The sequence below is a fragment of the Janthinobacterium sp. SUN033 genome, from assembly GCF_030397595.1.
In the GTDB taxonomy this organism is placed as follows: domain Bacteria; phylum Pseudomonadota; class Gammaproteobacteria; order Burkholderiales; family Burkholderiaceae_D; genus Janthinobacterium; species Janthinobacterium kumbetense.
This window is the reverse complement of record NZ_JAPQNV010000005.1, coordinates 455,232-471,110: the sequence shown is the minus strand read 5'-3', so window position 1 is coordinate 471,110 and position 15,879 is coordinate 455,232. Positions and strand designations below refer to the sequence as shown.

Below are 15,879 nucleotides of genomic sequence, written 5' to 3'. Positions count from 1 at the left end.
TGATCACATAGCTCTTTGGCTACTGCTGCACATTTTTTGGGTGTCAATCTGAAGTCATGTCGCCTCCGTGCGGGGTCAATGGGTAGCCACGGCGCGCCCGGCCGTGTCGAATAGAAAGGCATGGCCTTCTTCCGGCGCGAAGCCGATGGCGCTGCCCTGTGCCAGCGCGTGGCGCGCCTCGCCATGCAGCTTGATGGCCACCGCATGGGGGCTGGCGTCCAGCGTGGCGTGGATGATTTGCGCATCGCCCAGCTGCTCGATCAGGGTGACCGTGGCGCCGTAGCCTTCATTGCGCGGCACCAGCCGCAGGTGTTCGGGGCGTACGCCGACCAGCATGCCCACCTCGCCACCGAGCTGGCTGGCCAGCGCGGGAACGGCGGCGCACGGCAAAAAGTTCATGCGCAGGGCGCCGATGAAGCCGGCCACGAACTGGCTGGCCGGATGGCGGTACAGCTCCAGCGGCGCACCCACCTGCTCCAGGTGGCCGCCGTGGAAGACCGCCACGCGGTCACCGAGGGTCATGGCTTCGACCTGGTCGTGCGTGACGTAGATCATCGTGGTGCCCAGTTCCTGGTGCAGCTTGGCCAGTTCGATGCGCGTCTGCACGCGCAGCGAGGCATCGAGGTTCGACAGCGGCTCGTCGAACAGGAACACCTTGGGCTGGCGCACGATGGAGCGGCCGATGGCCACGCGCTGGCGCTCGCCGCCGGACAAGGCCTTGGGTTTGCGGTCGAGCAGATGCGTAATCTGCAAAATCTCGGCCACCTTGCCGACCGCCGCGCGCACCTCCGCTTCCCCCTTGCCCGCCAGTTTCAGGGCAAAGCCCATGTTGTCGCGCGCCGTCATGTGCGGATACAAGGCGTAGCTCTGGAAGACCATGGCGATGCCCCGCTCTGCCGGTGCCACGTCATTGGCCAGCAAGTCGCCGATGCGCAGCTGGCCCGCGCTGATGTCTTCCAGTCCCGCGATCATGCGCAGCAGGGTCGACTTGCCGCAGCCGGACGGTCCGACGAAGACCATGAATTCGCCGTCGTGGATATCGAGGTCCAGGCCCTTGACGATTTCCGGGCCGTCGCCGTAGGTCTTGCGGATGCCGCGCAGGGAGATGGCCGCCATGTCAGTGCTCCCCTGCCAGGGCCGGTGCGTCGGCATGCGCGGCGCGCTGCGCGGCGATGAAATCGCGGTACCACAGGGCGCTGTCCTTGAAGCTGCGCTGCTGCGTGGCGTAATCGACGTACAGCATGCCGAAGCGCTTGGCGTAGCCCGAATTCCACTCGAAGTTGTCCATCAGGCTCCAGTAGAAATAGCCGCGCACGTCGATGCCCTGCGCGATCACGGCGCACAAGGCGTCCAGGTGCAGCCGCACGTATTCGATGCGCGCCTCGTCGTGGATCTTGCCGCCGACGGGCTTGTCGGCGACGGCCATGCCGTTTTCCGTGATGTAGACGGGCGGCAGACGGTATTCGCGGTGCAGGCCCACGAGCAGCTCCGTCAAGCCTTGCGGATAGGTTTCCCAGCCCATGTCGTTGACGCCAAGCTTGCATTCGGGCTTGCGCGGCGGCGTCTCGGCGCTCATGAAAGCGCGCGTGTAGTAGTTCACGCCAAGGAAATCGATAGGCTGCTTGATATCTATGAAATCGTTTTCAAATATGGATAAAGCGGAAGCGTCGGCGTGTTTCAGGGCCAGGGCCGGGTAGCGGCCCTTGAAGATGGCGTCCATATACCACTGCACCGAGCGCGCATATTCCAGTTCGGCCAGCTCGCGGTCCTGGGCGCTGTCGGTGGCCGGCGTGGCCGTCCACTGATTGAGCACGATGCCCAGTTTCGCGGGCGGCTTGACGGCGCGCATGGCTTGCATGGCCAGGCCGTGCGACAGCAGCAGATGGTGCGACACTTGCACGGCGGCGGCCGGGTCGGCCATGCCGGGCGCGAACTGGCCCGTGCCGTGGCCCAGCACGGCCGTACACCACGGTTCGTTGTGGGTGGCGATGCTGGCGACCTTGTGGCCGAAGCGGCGCGCCACCTCGGCCGCATAGGCGGCGAAGTGGTAGCAGGTGGCGCGATTGAGCCAGCCGCCCTCGTCCTGCAAGGCTTGCGGTAAGTCCCAGTGATACAGGGTCAGGTGGGCGTCGAGGCCCTTGGCGGCCAGGGCGTCGAGCAGGCGCGCGTAAAAAGCGAAACCGGCCTCGTTCCAGGCGCCGGAACCCGTGGGCTGCACGCGCGACCAGGACATGGAAAAGCGGTAGGCGTTCACGCCCAGGCTGGCGATCAGCTCCACGTCCTCGGCATAGCGGTGATAGTGGTCGCAGGCCACGTCGCCATTGCTGCCGTCGATGATCTTGCCATCCGTGTGGCTGAAGGTATCCCAGATGGATGGGCCGCGGCCATCGATGGCCGCGGCGCCCTCGATCTGGTAGGCGCTGGTGGCCACGCCCCAGGTGAAAGTGGCGGGAAAGTTGATATCAATGTCGTCGTTATGCATGGTGGTCATGTCAGTGTGAGTGGATTAAAGAGAGTGCTAGCCTTTGACGGCGCCTTGCGTGAGGCCCTCGATCAGGCGCTTCGAGGCGACAAAGAACATCAGCAGCAGCGGCAGCACGGCAATGGCGGCGCCCGTCATCAGCGCGCCCCACTCCGTGTTGTTCGGCGCCTGCATGCTGCGCAGGGCCAGCGGGATCGTATAGTTCTCGACCGAGCGCATGACGACCAGCGGCGTGATGAAATTGTTCCACGAGTTGATGAAGGTGATCAGGCCCAGGGTGCCCATGGCGGGACCGATCAGCGGCAGCACGACCCGCCAGTAGATGGCGAATTCGCCGCAGCCGTCGATGCGCGCCGCCTCGATCAGGTCCTTCGGAATCGCCGTGCCGATGTACTGGCGCATGAGGAAAATCCCCAGCGCGCCGGCCGCTCCCGGCACGTACAGGGCGCGCGGCTGGTCCAGCCATCCGAGGAAATCCATCAGCATGAAGGTGGGAATCATGTTCATGAAGGACGGGATGATCATCGACGCCATCACCAGCGTAAACAGGGGCCGCTTGAAGCGGAATTCGTACATGGCGAAGGCATAGCCGCCCAGCGAGCAAAAGAACAAAGTCAGCGCTGTGGTCATCAGGGCCACGTACAGGCTGATGCCGATATTGCGCCAGAACGGCAGGCGCTCCTGCAGCAATTCCAGGTTGTTGAGCAGGACCGTGCCGAACCAGCGTGGCGGCGGCAGGCTGTAGATCTCGGCGCTCGTGTGCGTGGCGAAGACGAACATGAAGTAGAACGGCGCGACCATGATCAGGGCGCCGGTGGCCACCATGGCGTACGCCGTCCAGCGGGTGGTTTTCATCGGACCTCCTTGCGTTCATTGCGGCTGAAGATGCGGTTGTTGACCCAGGTAGTGCTGGCGATGATGAGGAACAGCAGCCAGGAAATGGCCGACGCCGTGCCGAAGTCGCCCGAGGAAAACGCCGTCTTGTAGACGAAGATGGCCGTCGTCATCACGGACTGGCTCACGCCGCTCGATTCGGCCACCAGCACGAACGGTTCCTCGAACAGCTGCAGATTGCCCATGATGGTCAAGGTGACGGCCAGGTAGATCATGGGACGCAGCTGCGGCAGGGTGATGTACCAGAATTGCTGGCGTTTCGAGGCGCCGTCGATGGTGGCCGCCTCGTACAAGTCCTTGGGGATCACCTGCAGCGCGGACAGGTACAGCACCAGGTTCCAGCCCAGGTAGCGCCAGAAAATGACGAAGGCGACGGCCGGCTTGATGAACAGCGAGCTGCCCAGCCAGTCGATCGACTCCGCAGGGAACAAGCCACCGACCAGCGGCAGGCTGGCGCACCATTCGATCAATACATTGATCTGCCCATAGTCGCGCGAAAACAGGGTATTGAAGACCATGGCGATGGCCACGCTGGAGGTGATGAACGGTAAAAAGTAAATGCCGATCACCAGGTTGCGCGAGCGCTTGAAGCTGTTGTGGATGAAGGCCGCCAGCGGAATGGCCACCAGGTGCTGCGGCACGCCCGAAGCCAGCGCCAGCCAGACCGTATTGCCCAGCGAGCGCAAGAACCACGGGTCGCTCAAGGCGTACTTGTAGTTATCCAGCCCCACCCACTGCATGGCTTCCACGCCGCTGGCCGCTTCCCACTGGTTGAACGACAAATAGATGGAAAACAGCAGCGGGAACAGGCTGAAGACGGCGAACAGGATGAAGAAGGGGCTGATGAAAATGTACGGCGCCCACTTCTTCATGTTGAAGCGTTTCCTGGCGGGCCGCGCTGCAGCGGCAGCGGGCGCGCCCTCGGTACAAGGCATGGAGGTAGTCATGCTGCTCCTAGCGCCGCGCGCGGTGGGTGATCAGGGCCTTGGCGTCGGCCAGCGCCGTCTTGATATCCTTGTTTTGCGCCAGCACGCTTTCCAGTTCCATGTTGACGATGTCGCGCGCCACGGCGTCGAACTTGTCGACGCGGATGACGGGGATCTTCGCCGCCGTGTCGCGCGCCAGCAAGCGCGTCTTCTGGCCGCCGAAGTACGGCTGCGGCTCGTCCATCATGGGGTCCGCATAGGCTGCCTTCAGGGCCGGGAAGGCACCGATCTCTTTCAGCGAATGCAGCTGGATATCCTTGTTGACGGTCATGAACTTGATGAATTCCCAGGCCTGGGTTTTATTCGCCGCCTTTTTCGGGATGCCGTAGAAGGAGCCGCCGTACGACGCCAGCGCGCCGGCCGGCAAGTTCGCCGCGCGCCACTGGCCTTGCGAATCGGGCGCCAGCCACTTGGCCAGGTGGCCGCTGAGCCAGGAACCCATCATCTGGCTGGCCACCTTGTCGCGTTTAAAACCTTCGGCCCACTCGCCCGTCCAGGCCACGGTGCGCGCATCGATGCCGGCCACCCGCGCCGCCTTGGCCAGTTCGAAGGCCTTGACGAAGCGGGGCGAGTCGACCAGCACCTGGCCCTTGTCGCCAAAGTAAATGCCTTCGCCATCTTTCAGATTGGCGCGGATAACGATGTCGGCCAGGTCGCTGGCGCCGGCCAGCAGGTGGGTGCCGGTGGCGGCCTTGAGCTTCTTGCCGGCGGCGATGTAGGATTCCCACGATTGCGTCAGGTCGGCTTCCTTGATGCCCGCCTTGTCCATCAGGTCCTTGCGGTAGAACAAGGTGCCCGGTCCCAGGTCGGCCGGCATGGCGCCCAGGGTGCCGCGCGAACTGGTGGCCTGCACGAAGGTGAACGGCACGAACTGGGCGCGGTACTGCCCTGCCCCGTATGGGGCTTGCAGCAAATCTTCCATGCCCTTCGATTCGGCGAAGCTGCCGACGTAGCGGAAGTCGATGGCCATCACGTCGGGCAGGCGCGCACCGGCCGCCAGCGCCGTCGTCATCGAGTTATGGTGGTCGTCGATCTGCAGGCTGACCAGCTTGACCTTCACTTGCGGGTACAGTTTTTCCCACAGGGGCAAGGCCGTCTTGACGGCGCGATCCAGGTCGGGGAACGAGGCGACGGTGATCGTGGCGGGGGCCAGCGTGGGCAACGGCGCCGCCGGCGGGACGACTGCGGGCGCGGCGGCCACGCCACAGGCCAGGGTCAGCGCTGCCAGCGGGGCGGCGCCAAGGATGCTTGACTTCATTATTTCATCTCCGATTATTGAGCGTCTTCTATCTTGAAAACGTTTTCACAAGATGTGTCCATTTAACACCGCAAAGAAAATCAAGTCAACCGAAAAAGTTGTCATTTTTATTGAGGGTAGCGTGGCAAGCGGCATGCCACGGCGCGTGTTCCCCTATGACAGAGGCAAAAATACGGGCTGCCGGGGCAGCTGTTGTTTTTTGTGAAAACGTTTTCAAGCAATGTACTATCAGCAGGCCCGCCCAGGTGCGCCGGCATCATCCGACGTGCACGGCCCAGAATCTGTCGGCTTGCGCCCTGCGGGCCAAGCCGCGCTGCGGCGCCCCGCGCCCGACCTGCTGCGATATCAGCTACGGCCATTTATGGTAATCTTTCGATGAAAAGGTTTTCAGAGCACTGACAACCAGCCATCTTGATACCCAGGAATCACCTTGAACGATAGCGCCCACGCTGCTCCCCCTTCCACCCTGCTCGACGTGGCCCGCCAGGCCGGCGTGTCGCCCAGCACCGTCTCGCGCATCCTGAACGGCACGGCCAGGGTCTCCGACGACAAGCGCGACGCCGTGCTGGCGGCGATTGCCCACATGAAATTCGCGCCCAACCAGATGGCACAGGGGCTGAAAAAGGGCCGCTCGATGACCATCGGCATCGTGGTGCAGGATATTTCCAGCCCCTTCTTCGACGAAAGCCTGCGCGGGGTGGACGACGGCTTGAAAGACACGGGCTACGCATCCGTCATCGTCAGCGGACACTGGAATGCGCAGGAAGAGGCCGACCGCATCCGTCTGCTGCTGGCGCGCAAGGTCGACGGCATCATCCTGCTGTCGGGACGCATCTCGGACGAGAGCGTGCTTGATTTCTCGCAGCAGCGGCCCATCGTCTCGACGGGCCGCCTGCTGGCCACGAAAAGCGCCATCGGCTTCAAGCTCGACAATGAATACGGCGCCTACCTGGCCGTGCGCCACCTGGTGGAACTGGGCCACCGGCGCATCGCCTTCGTGGCCGGCCCCGCCAACAACACGGATGCGGCCGAGCGCCTGACGGGCTACCAGCGCGCGCTGCGCGAAGCGGACATACCCATCGACCCGAAGCTGATGGTGGAAGGTGATTTCCACGAGGCAAGCGGGATGCTGGCCATGAACCACCTGTTCGATACGCAGCAGCAGTTCAGCGCCGTCTTCGCCGCCAACGACCTGTCCGCCTATGGCGTGCGCCTGTGCCTCTACCGCAAGGGCATCCGCGTGCCCGACGATATCTCGCTCGTCGGCTTCGATGACTTGCCCGGCTCGTCCTACACGACGCCGCCGCTGACCACCATCCACCAGCCCCTGTACGACATCGGCCGCATCGCCACCGAAGCGCTGCTGGGGCTGATCAATGGCGAAGCCGTGCAGGCGGCCATTCCGCCTCTGGAACTGATCGTCAGGGAAACCACCCGACGCATCCGCTAAGGATTGCACCATGATAAACCTACTGCGCAGCCCACTCTCGGGTCGGCGTTGCTCGCTGTACTTTTTGTACAGCTGCGCTACTCAACCCGATATCGGGCTTGCTCGCTACGGTTTCTCAAGGTACTGACGCTTCACCATATACCACTATTTTCCTGAACGAGAATCAATACGCTACCAGTATCCGCAACGCATGCGGGAATCTGCAGCAATGGCGCATCCGCTTTACAATAGTGGCTCGTTCAGCAAGAATGCCTGCTTCAAGCAAGCTTGGCTCAACCCTCCGGCCACAGGCTGGAAGACTCCGAACATTCACCACAAAGGGACATCACATGGAACATACTCTGCCACCACTGCCGTATGAAATGGACGCTCTGGCGCCGCATATTTCGAAAGAAACCCTGGAATACCACTATGCCAAGCATCACCAGGCGTATGTCACCAACTTGAACAACCTGATCAAGGGTACCGAGTTCGAGAACCTGTCGCTGGAAGAGATCATCAAGAAATCGTCGGGCGGCATCTTCAACAATGCAGCGCAAGTATGGAACCACACCTTCTACTGGAACGGCATGAAGCCGGCCGGCGGCGGCGCGCCTGCGGGTGCCGTGGCTGACGCGATCAACGCCAAATGGTCGTCGTTCGACAAGTTCAAGGAAGAATTCACCAAGTCGTGCGTGGGCAACTTCGGTTCGGGCTGGACCTGGCTGGTGCAAAAAGCCGACGGCTCCGTCGACATCGTCAACACCTCGAACGCCGGCTGCCCGCTGACCACCGGCGACAAGCCGCTGCTGACCTGCGACGTGTGGGAACACGCCTACTACATCGACTACCGCAACCTGCGCGCCAAGTACGTGGAAACGTTCTGGGGCCTGGTCAACTGGGACTTCGTTGCCAAGAACTTCGCGTAAGCAGTTCCTGTCAACGTAAGGAGAAAAAGCCTGCGCCGCCCCGCGCGGGCTTTTTTTTTGCCTGCTGAAAGGCGAGGCGCTGCGCTACAATCAGCATCTTCCCACCCCACCCTGCCCCGATGTCCGCTCGCCTGCTGCGCCGCCTGTCGATTTTGCCCCTGCTGGCGCTGCACCTGCACGCATACGCGGCCTCCCCCTCTCCCCTGCTGTCCGACTACACGCACAACGCCTGGGGCGCCCTGCAAGGCGCGCCCGTCGACGTACTGAAATTCGCCCAGGGCCAGGATGGCTGGCTGTGGATCGCCACGGCCACCGGCTTGTACCGCTACGATGGCGTGCGCTTCGACCGCGTCGACAGCGTGTACGGCTACCGTCTGCCGTCGAGCAATGTGCTGGGCCTGGCCACGCCGCCGGATGGCGCCGTGTGGGTCGGCTACCGCCTGGGCGGCGTCACCGTCTTTCGCCGGGGGGGCGCGCGCACCTACCGGGAAGCGGATGGCTTGCCGTCAGGCGCCGTATTTCACATCGAGGCAGCGCCCGACGGCAGCATCTGGGTCGGCACGCGCGATGGCGCGGCGCGCCTGGCGCCGGGCGCGGACCGCTTCGAAGCGCAGGCCGCCAACGTGGGCCTGCCCGACAAGCGCGTGTATCAGATCCTGTTCGGGCGCGATGGCACGCAGTGGATGGGGACCATGCATGGCGTGTTCTTCCGCAAGCCGGGCCAGGCGCGCTTTTCCCATGCCTGGCCGCGCACCATGCTCACCAGCATGGATGAAGCACCCGATGGCGCCATCTGGGCCGTCGACAACCAGAGCAATTACTATCGCGTGCGCACCAGCGCGCCGCACGGCGATGCGCCCATGCGGCCCGACGCCACGGGCAACGGCATCCGCTTCGACCGCGCCGGCACCATGTGGCTGATGCAGCCCGATGGCCTTGAGCGCAAGTTCGACCCTTCCGGCCCCAGCCTGCCGGCCCAGCGCCTGACGCGCCAAAACGGCATCAGCGGCCCGCTGCCGCAATCGTCGTTCCAGGACCGCGAAGGCAATCTGTGGTTCGGCACGTCGACGGGCCTGGACCGGCTGCGGCCGAACCGCCTGCAGACCCTGCCCGTCGCCGTGCCCTTCGACCATCCCGGCATGCTGCCAGGCCCCGATGGCGACGTGTGGATCGGCGACTATGTGGGCGACGTGCGCAGCTTTACCGCCGACGGGGTGAAAAAGGTGGAATTGAAAGGAGCGCTGGCGGCCAGCCACTGGGCGCCCGACGGCACGCTGTGGCTGGGCAACGAGCAGGAACTGCACCACCGCGCGCGCAATGGCGCCATGACGCGCGTGGTGCCGCCCGTGCTGGGACTCGATCCGCAGGCGCTGCAGCAGGACCGCTCCGGCGCCCTGTGGGCCTCGTTTTCCGGCGGCGGCCTGTTTCGCCTGAGCGAAGGGAAATGGATCGCCAACGGCGGCCTGTCCGGCCTGCCGGCGGTGCTGACCACGGCCATGGCGATCGATGGCGCCGGCACCGTCTGGCTGGGCCATGCCGACAATACAATCAGCCTGGTGGCCGATGGCCAGCGCGCGGGCGCCGTCAGGCGGCTCGGCGCGCCCGAGGGCCTGCAGGTGGGCACGGTGCTGCAGCTGTACCGCGATGGCGACATGATCTGGGCCGGCGGCGAAAACGGCGTGGCCCTGTACCGCGCCGGACGCTTCCAGATGCTGCGCGGCGCGCGCGGCGCGGCGTTTCGCGGCGTGTCGGGCATCGTGCGCCTGCCGGACGGCGACCTGTGGCTGCATGGCGCGGACGGCATCGAGCATATCGCCGCCGCCAGCCTGGCCGCGTGGATGCGCGACGGCAGCGCCGTCGTCTCGGAACGCTTCGACGCGCTCGACGGCTTGCAGGGCCATGCCTCGCAGCTGCGCCCCGTGCCGTCGCTGATCCATGCGCCCGATGGCAAGCTGTGGTTCTCCACCTCGGCCACCATCGCCATGCTCGACCCGCTGCATATCCGCCGCAATCGCCTGCCGCCGCCCGTGCAGATCCACAGCTTGCTGGCCGATGGCGTGCGTTACACGCTGGACGACGGCAAGCCGCTGCACCTGCCGCAGGGCAGCCGGAACCTGCAGATCGGCTTCACGGCCCTGAGCCTGTCGATGCCGGAACGCGTGCGCCTGCGCTACCGGCTGGCGGGCGTGGACGCCGGCTGGCAGGAGGCGGTGGGTCGCCGCGAAGCGTACTACACCAACCTGGCGCCCGGCAGCTACCGCTTCGACGTCACGGCCGCCAACGAAGACGGCGTGTGGAACACGCAGGGGACAGGGCTCGACATCGTCATCGCGCCCGCCTTCGTGCAAACGCCGTGGTTCGCGCTGCTGCTGGCGCTGGGCGCCGCGCTGCTGCTGTATGGCGGCTATGTGCTGCGCATCCGCCACCTGACGCGCAATATGCAGGAACGGTTGCAGGAACGCTTGCAGGAGCGCCTGGCCGAACGCTCTCGCATCGCCCGTTCGCTGCACGACACGCTGCTGCAAAGCGTGCAAGGCCTGATCCTGTCGTTCCATGCGCATGCGGACATGCTGCCCAAGGGCACGCGCGAACGGGCGCGCCTCGATGGCACCCTCAACCTGGCCGACCAGTTGCTGATCGAAGGCCGCGACCAGATCATGGACTTGCGCGCCTCGGCCGAACCCGACGAACTGCGGCTGGCGCTGCAGCAATTCGGCAAGGGCCTGGCCGAACACCGCGCGCACGCCTTCACGGTGCATGTCAGCGGCATCTGCCGGCGCCTGCAGCCGCGCGTGCATGACGAAATCTACGCCATCGCGCGCGAAGCGCTGTTCAACGCCTCGCGCTATGCCGAAGCGGCAAACATCGTGCTGGAACTCGACTATGCGGAACAGGCCTTCACCCTGCGCGTGCGCGACGACGGCTGCGGCCTCGATGACGCCGTGGCGCAAACGGGCCAGCGGCCCGGCCACTGGGGCCTGGTCGGCATGCGCGAGCGCGCCGCCGCCATCGATGCCAGCCTGCGTATCGACAGCCGCCCCGGCGCCGGCACGCAGATCGAAGTGAGCGTGCCGGGCCGCCTGGCCTATTGACGGCACGGCGCCGGCGGACGGGCAAGCGTCTGCGGCCTCGATGAAAAATGTTATACGATACGCAAGAGCGCTGCCTGGCTCGCCTATCCCGCCACACCACTTCCTGAAAGCACTCCATGAAAAAATGCCTGCTCGCCCTGCTGCTCTGCGCCTCCGGTTCCGCCTTCGCCAACTCGGCCTGCGACACGCCGCGCAACGACTTCGACGGCCTGTATTGCCTCAACAAGGTGTACCAGGAAGCGGACAAGGAACTCAACGCCAACTACAAGAAACTCGCAGCACAGCTCGACGCCGGCGGCAAGCAAAAGCTGAAAGCGGGCCAGCTGGCGTGGATCAGCGCACGCAACCAGAACTGTTCGAAACGCGAATCTTCGGGCTTCTATGTGAACCTCGATTGCGCCACCCAGACCACCATCGAACGCGCGCAATTTTTGCAGGACCGCGTGCGCGAATGCGTGAGCGCCGGCTGCCAGAACAGCAAACTGTGAGCTGAAGCTGCGCCAGCGCAAACGCGAGCGGGCGGTAATCCCCCATACTGGCCACTCGGAGGTCTTTCCGTTTATGCCATGAGCAAACTCATCGATATTTCCCTGGATCAATGGGACGCCAGCGGCAGCGCTACGCAGCAGGCGGCGGCGCTGCAAGCCCTCGAAGACGGGCAAGTACTGCTGCTGCCCCGCCTGGGATTCTCGCTGCACCCGGAAGAGCATGGGCTGCTGAACGGCGCGGCGGGTAGTGCCAGCGGCGCCAAGAACATCAGCTGGGAACCGGTACGCGGCGTGCGCGGCCAGGGCGACGCCTGCGATGCGGCCCTGCTGGCGGCGCTGATGCAGCGCTACGCACGCCAGACGCGCAGCTTGCTGGCCGGCTTGCTGCCCAGCTACCAGGCGCATCTGCAGCAAGGCAAGGGCAGCTTTCGCCCCGTGGAAATCGCCGGCAGGGTAACCTCCTGGCGCAAGGACGATACGCGCCTGCATATCGACAGTTTCCCCTCCTCGCCCACGCAGGGCCGGCGCATCCTGCGCGTCTTCACCAACATCCACCCGCGCGACGCGCCCCGCGTGTGGAAACTGGGCCCGCCCTTCGAGCAGGTGGCGCAGCATTTTTTACCCGTCGCGCAGCGTCCGCAACCCGTGCTGGCGACCCTGCTGCAATGGCTGCGCATCACCAAGTCGCGGCGCACAGCCTACGATCACTACATGCTGCAGCTGCACGACGCCATGAAGGCCGACCTGGCCTACCAGGCGCAGGTGGAACAGCACACGCATGCCTTCGCGCCGGGCCAGACGTGGATCGTCTTCAGCGACGCCGTATCGCACGCGGCCCTGCGGGGACAGCATGCGCTGGAGCAAACCTGGCTGCTGCCCGTGCGCGCCATGGCCGCCCCCGACAAGTCGCCGCTGGCCATCCTCGAGCGCCAGTTGCAACGCCCGCTGGCCTAGCCTGGCCAGGCACTACGCCCCGGCAAAGCCAGGCTCAGGCAAACCGGCTCAGGCAGGCAAACGGGCCGCCTTGAAGCGCCGCCAGGCCTTGTGCATGCGGCCATCGCTGCCCTGCGCCTGCGCGCGCGCCGCCAGGTAGCCGCGCACGAAGGCCGCGTGCTGCCGCAACCCGTCCTGGGCGGACTGGTCAGCCTGGCCATTCTGAACATCGGGCAATTGCTGCAGCAGCCGGTCGGCCACCTGCACATCGTTGAGCCAGCCCAGTTCATCCTGCAGCACCGACAGCCGCCCCACATATGGTTGCACGGCGCGCGCGGCAAACAGCGAGGCAAAAAATTCCGTCGCATAGCGCGTCTTCTTGGCCGCGATGCGCACCCGGTGGCGCTGCAGCGGCGTGGCATGCAGCAGGCGCTTGCCGCGCTTCACCAGGCGGCGCTGGTCCTTGCGCAGGGTGGCGCGGGCAAACGGCGAGACGTGCGCATCGAGGCGCCGCACCTGGCGCGCGGAGCAACTGTCGCGCCAGGCGCGCGCCTGCAGCCAGCGCTGCAAGCCCAGCATGCAAGCCGTGTAGCGCGCCGATGTAACGGCCTGGGCCGCTTGTGCATGCTTGAGGCGCGCCTGCGCGTGCGCCGCCTCTGCCAGCGCCGCCGCATCCGCCTGCGCCTCGCCATCGAGCTGCGCCAGGGTATTGCCAGCCAACACATCCCAGTCGCGCGCCTCGCCCAGCGCGCCGCCCAGCCAACCGAGTTCGGCCTTCAAGGCCTCGGGCAGCGCCAGCAAGGACTTGAACATGCCCAGCGCCGAGCGCAGACGGCGCAGGCCCACGCGCATCTGGTGCACGCTTTCCACATCCTCGCCCGCCGCCACGCCATCCTGATTGCCGCTGACTTGCTCCAGGCAATTGCCAGCGATGGCCAGGAACACTTGCTCCACCGACATCGCCGCGTCCAGCGCCAGGGGCTGCGCCTTGACCGCCTGCAGAGGCTGTGACGCCGCGAGGCGGTAACCGCGTTCCGCCTTGCTCATGTGGCCCAGCTGCAGCGGCACATCCTGCAGCAGGGCCAGCGCCACGTCGAACAGGCTGGCCGCTTGCCCCTGCTTCAATTCCAGTTCGATCTCGCTGACGGGCACGCTGCGGACGGCGCCATTCGCCCCATCCGCACCGCTTTCGATGACACCCTGGTCCAGCACGCATTCGATCTCGTCGCCCTGCGGCGTGCGCAGCTGCCATACGGTGCGCTCCATGCGCGTGGTAAACACGGGCTGCAAGGCGTCGCGGACGGCGTCCTGGCGCAACAGCGCGCGGATGGGCTGCTTGCGGCCGATGGCCGAGTCCAGCGCGGCGAGATCCGGTTGCGGCCCGGAAACTTCGCCCTCCCATTCGTGGCGGCTGTGCAAGCCGCTGTTGACGGTGCCACCTGCCTTCAGGGTCTGCACCCAGCGCCCGTCCACCTGGCGCACGCGCAAGCCCGCCTGGTGGCGGCACAGCTGCAAATCGGGCGTATCGACATAGATATCGTGCATCTGCAGCAGCTGCACTTCTCCTTGCGCCTGCTGCGCCAGCAACGGGTGCGCGCGCAGGCGCGCTACATCTTGCTGCGCCAGCAACAATTTCAATTCGATTTCCATGACCGCTCCTCGCGAGACTCCTGAACGCCCATTGTAAGGCGCGTCCGGCCACATACAAGGAGCACGCGCACCGACCTTGATTTTGCGCGAAAATAGGCGCTTCATTCAACCAGGAGATGCCATGACCTACCACGCCGCCGAAAACCGCTACGACACTATGCAATACCGCACGTGCGGGCGCAGCGGGCTGAAACTGCCGCTGTTGTCCCTGGGACTGTGGCACAATTTTGGCGACAGCAACAGCCTGGCCTCGCAGCGCGACATGCTGCGCACGGCCTTCGACCTGGGCATCACGCATTTCGACCTGGCAAATAACTACGGCCCGCCGTATGGCAGCGCGGAAAGCAATTTCGGCAAGCTGCTGCGCGACGATTTTTTACCGTACCGCGATGAACTGATCATTTCCACCAAGGCAGGCTGGGACATGTGGCCGGGCCCGTACGGCCAGGGCGGCGGCTCGCGCAAATACGTGCTGGCCAGCCTGGACCAGAGCTTGCAGCGCCTGGGCCTCGACTACGTCGACATCTTTTACTCGCACCGCTACGACGCCGACACGCCGCTGGAAGAAACCATGGGCGCGCTGGCCACCGCCGTGCAGCAGGGCAAGGCGCTGTACGTGGGCCTGTCGTCGTATTCGCCGCAAAAGACGGCTGAGGCGGCCGCCCTGCTGAAAGAGTGGAAAGTGCCGTGTCTGATCCACCAGCCTGCCTACAATATGCTCAACCGCTGGATCGAGGAAGACGGCTTGCTCGATACCCTGCAGCAAGAAGGCATGGGCTGCATCACGTTCACGGCGCTGGCGCAGGGCTTGCTCAGCGACAAATACCTGGACGGCGTGCCGCAGGATGCCCGCGTCAACCGCCCCGGCGGCGGCTCGCTGCTGCAAAAACACCTGAGCGCGGAAAACCTGGCCCGCGTGCGCGCGCTGAACCAGATCGCCGCGCAGCGGGGACAAACCCTGGCGCAGATGGCGCTGGCCTGGGTACTGCGCGATCCGCGCGTCACCTCGACCCTGATCGGCGCCAGCAGCAGCGCGCAAATCCGCGAAAACGTGGCCGCGCTGCAGCAATTGTCGTTCACGGCCGACGAGCTGGCCGCCATCGACGTGCAGGCGCGCGAAGGCCATATCAATCTGTGGGAAGGTCCGTCGCGGGCCGTCTGAGCACGCGCTCCCCGGTGCTTGTGAAGCCGGCGGTCTGGCGCTAGACTGCCGGCTTCACAACATCCCTGCCCGCGACCAGACACCATGAAGACCATCACTGCCACGACCCTTTGCCTGCTGCTGTGCGCGGCCAACGCCGGCGCGGCCAATTATTGCGACGCGCCGTCGTGGTCGATTACGCATGGCAAGAGCTACGACGAGGTCATGCAGATCGCCACGAAGCGCGACAAGATCCGCGACGCCGAATGCAGCTTTACGGATGTGATCCTCAGGATCCAGAACGAGGAGGCGGGCATCAGCCGCTATCCGGGCATCCTGCTCATCGCCGACGAGCGCGATGAACGCTTCGTCGTCACCAGCCGCGTCGGCGCCTACACCATCTTCAGCTACCGCTACAACGACAAGCGCCTGCTGCAGTTTGCCATGAAGGATCACAGCTGGGAGGAAGGCGAAGCGTTCCAGGCCGGCGCCTACAAGATCACGGGTGCGAAGGAATTCAAGACGCTCACCGGCTTTCCCACCACCTTGCTGGTGGTACAAACGTTCCAGTTTTACGGCCCGAAGTAAAGGCCAGCT

The 15,879-nt window shown here is 65.0% G+C and carries 13 protein-coding genes; 7 read left to right on the top strand and 6 right to left on the bottom strand.

Going from position 1 to position 15,879, the window contains the following annotated elements; genetic code table 11:
- Positions 1–75 precede the first annotated feature (75 nt).
- Genes ugpC through OX460_RS22730 form a run of 5 tightly spaced genes read right to left on the bottom strand, consistent with a single transcriptional unit; the run spans position 76 to position 5,620 of the window.
- Positions 76–1,116 (bottom strand): sn-glycerol-3-phosphate ABC transporter ATP-binding protein UgpC, encoded by a 1,041-nt coding sequence (gene ugpC, locus OX460_RS22750; RefSeq protein WP_251349988.1) that lies wholly within the window; start codon positions 1,114–1,116, stop codon positions 76–78.
- 1 nt (position 1,117) lies between these two features.
- Positions 1,118–2,491 carry a GH1 family beta-glucosidase gene (locus OX460_RS22745; RefSeq protein WP_289900014.1) on the bottom strand — a complete coding sequence of 458 codons (1,374 nt, stop codon included), beginning with the start codon at positions 2,489–2,491 and terminating at the stop codon, positions 1,118–1,120.
- A 27-nt stretch (positions 2,492–2,518) separates the two neighbouring features.
- Complete coding sequence (locus tag OX460_RS22740) at positions 2,519–3,337, bottom strand: carbohydrate ABC transporter permease (protein WP_289900013.1); 819 nt, start codon at positions 3,335–3,337, stop codon at positions 2,519–2,521.
- Complete coding sequence (locus OX460_RS22735; RefSeq protein ID WP_251349986.1) at positions 3,334–4,323, bottom strand: sugar ABC transporter permease; 990 nt, start codon at positions 4,321–4,323, stop codon at positions 3,334–3,336. Before OX460_RS22735 ends, OX460_RS22740 begins: the two co-directional genes overlap by 4 nt.
- 7 nt (positions 4,324–4,330) lie before the next feature.
- Positions 4,331–5,620 carry an extracellular solute-binding protein gene (locus OX460_RS22730; RefSeq protein ID WP_289900012.1) on the bottom strand — a complete coding sequence of 430 codons (1,290 nt, stop codon included), beginning with the start codon at positions 5,618–5,620 and terminating at the stop codon, positions 4,331–4,333.
- Positions 5,621–6,050: 430 nt separating this feature from the next.
- Between OX460_RS22730 and OX460_RS22725 the strand changes: the two genes are divergently transcribed.
- The 5 genes from OX460_RS22725 to OX460_RS22705 all read left to right on the top strand — a co-directional run bounded on the left by OX460_RS22725 (position 6,051) and on the right by OX460_RS22705 (position 12,512).
- Positions 6,051–7,070: a substrate-binding domain-containing protein gene (locus OX460_RS22725; RefSeq protein ID WP_289900011.1), complete on the top strand. Its 1,020-nt coding sequence runs from the start codon at positions 6,051–6,053 to the stop codon at positions 7,068–7,070.
- A gap of 329 nt (positions 7,071–7,399) precedes the next feature.
- Positions 7,400–7,978 carry a Fe-Mn family superoxide dismutase gene (locus tag OX460_RS22720; RefSeq protein WP_034751750.1) on the top strand — a complete coding sequence of 193 codons (579 nt, stop codon included), beginning with the start codon at positions 7,400–7,402 and terminating at the stop codon, positions 7,976–7,978.
- A gap of 119 nt (positions 7,979–8,097) precedes the next feature.
- Positions 8,098–11,070 carry a sensor histidine kinase gene (locus OX460_RS22715; protein WP_289900010.1) on the top strand — a complete coding sequence of 991 codons (2,973 nt, stop codon included), beginning with the start codon at positions 8,098–8,100 and terminating at the stop codon, positions 11,068–11,070.
- Between the two features lie 116 nt (positions 11,071–11,186).
- A complete protein-coding gene (locus OX460_RS22710) occupies positions 11,187–11,558 on the top strand; it encodes a lysozyme inhibitor LprI family protein (protein ID WP_289900009.1) in 372 nt (123 codons plus the stop codon).
- Between the two features lie 78 nt (positions 11,559–11,636).
- Positions 11,637–12,512 carry a Kdo hydroxylase family protein gene (locus tag OX460_RS22705; RefSeq protein ID WP_289900008.1) on the top strand — a complete coding sequence of 292 codons (876 nt, stop codon included), beginning with the start codon at positions 11,637–11,639 and terminating at the stop codon, positions 12,510–12,512.
- Positions 12,513–12,560: 48 nt separating this feature from the next.
- Here OX460_RS22705 and OX460_RS22700 read toward each other — a convergent pair whose 3' ends face one another.
- Complete coding sequence (locus OX460_RS22700) at positions 12,561–14,141, bottom strand: CYTH and CHAD domain-containing protein (protein ID WP_289900007.1); 1,581 nt, start codon at positions 14,139–14,141, stop codon at positions 12,561–12,563.
- A 121-nt stretch (positions 14,142–14,262) separates the two neighbouring features.
- Between OX460_RS22700 and mgrA the strand changes: the two genes are divergently transcribed.
- Both mgrA and OX460_RS22690 read left to right on the top strand, forming a co-directional pair.
- Positions 14,263–15,303, top strand: coding sequence for an L-glyceraldehyde 3-phosphate reductase (gene mgrA, locus OX460_RS22695; protein WP_077400854.1), 1,041 nt, complete (start codon positions 14,263–14,265; stop codon positions 15,301–15,303).
- 84 nt (positions 15,304–15,387) lie between these two features.
- The gene (locus OX460_RS22690; RefSeq protein ID WP_289900006.1) at positions 15,388–15,870 is read left to right on the top strand and encodes a hypothetical protein; all 483 of its coding nucleotides are present in this window, start codon (positions 15,388–15,390) and stop codon (positions 15,868–15,870) included.
- Positions 15,871–15,879: the final 9 nt, after the last annotated feature.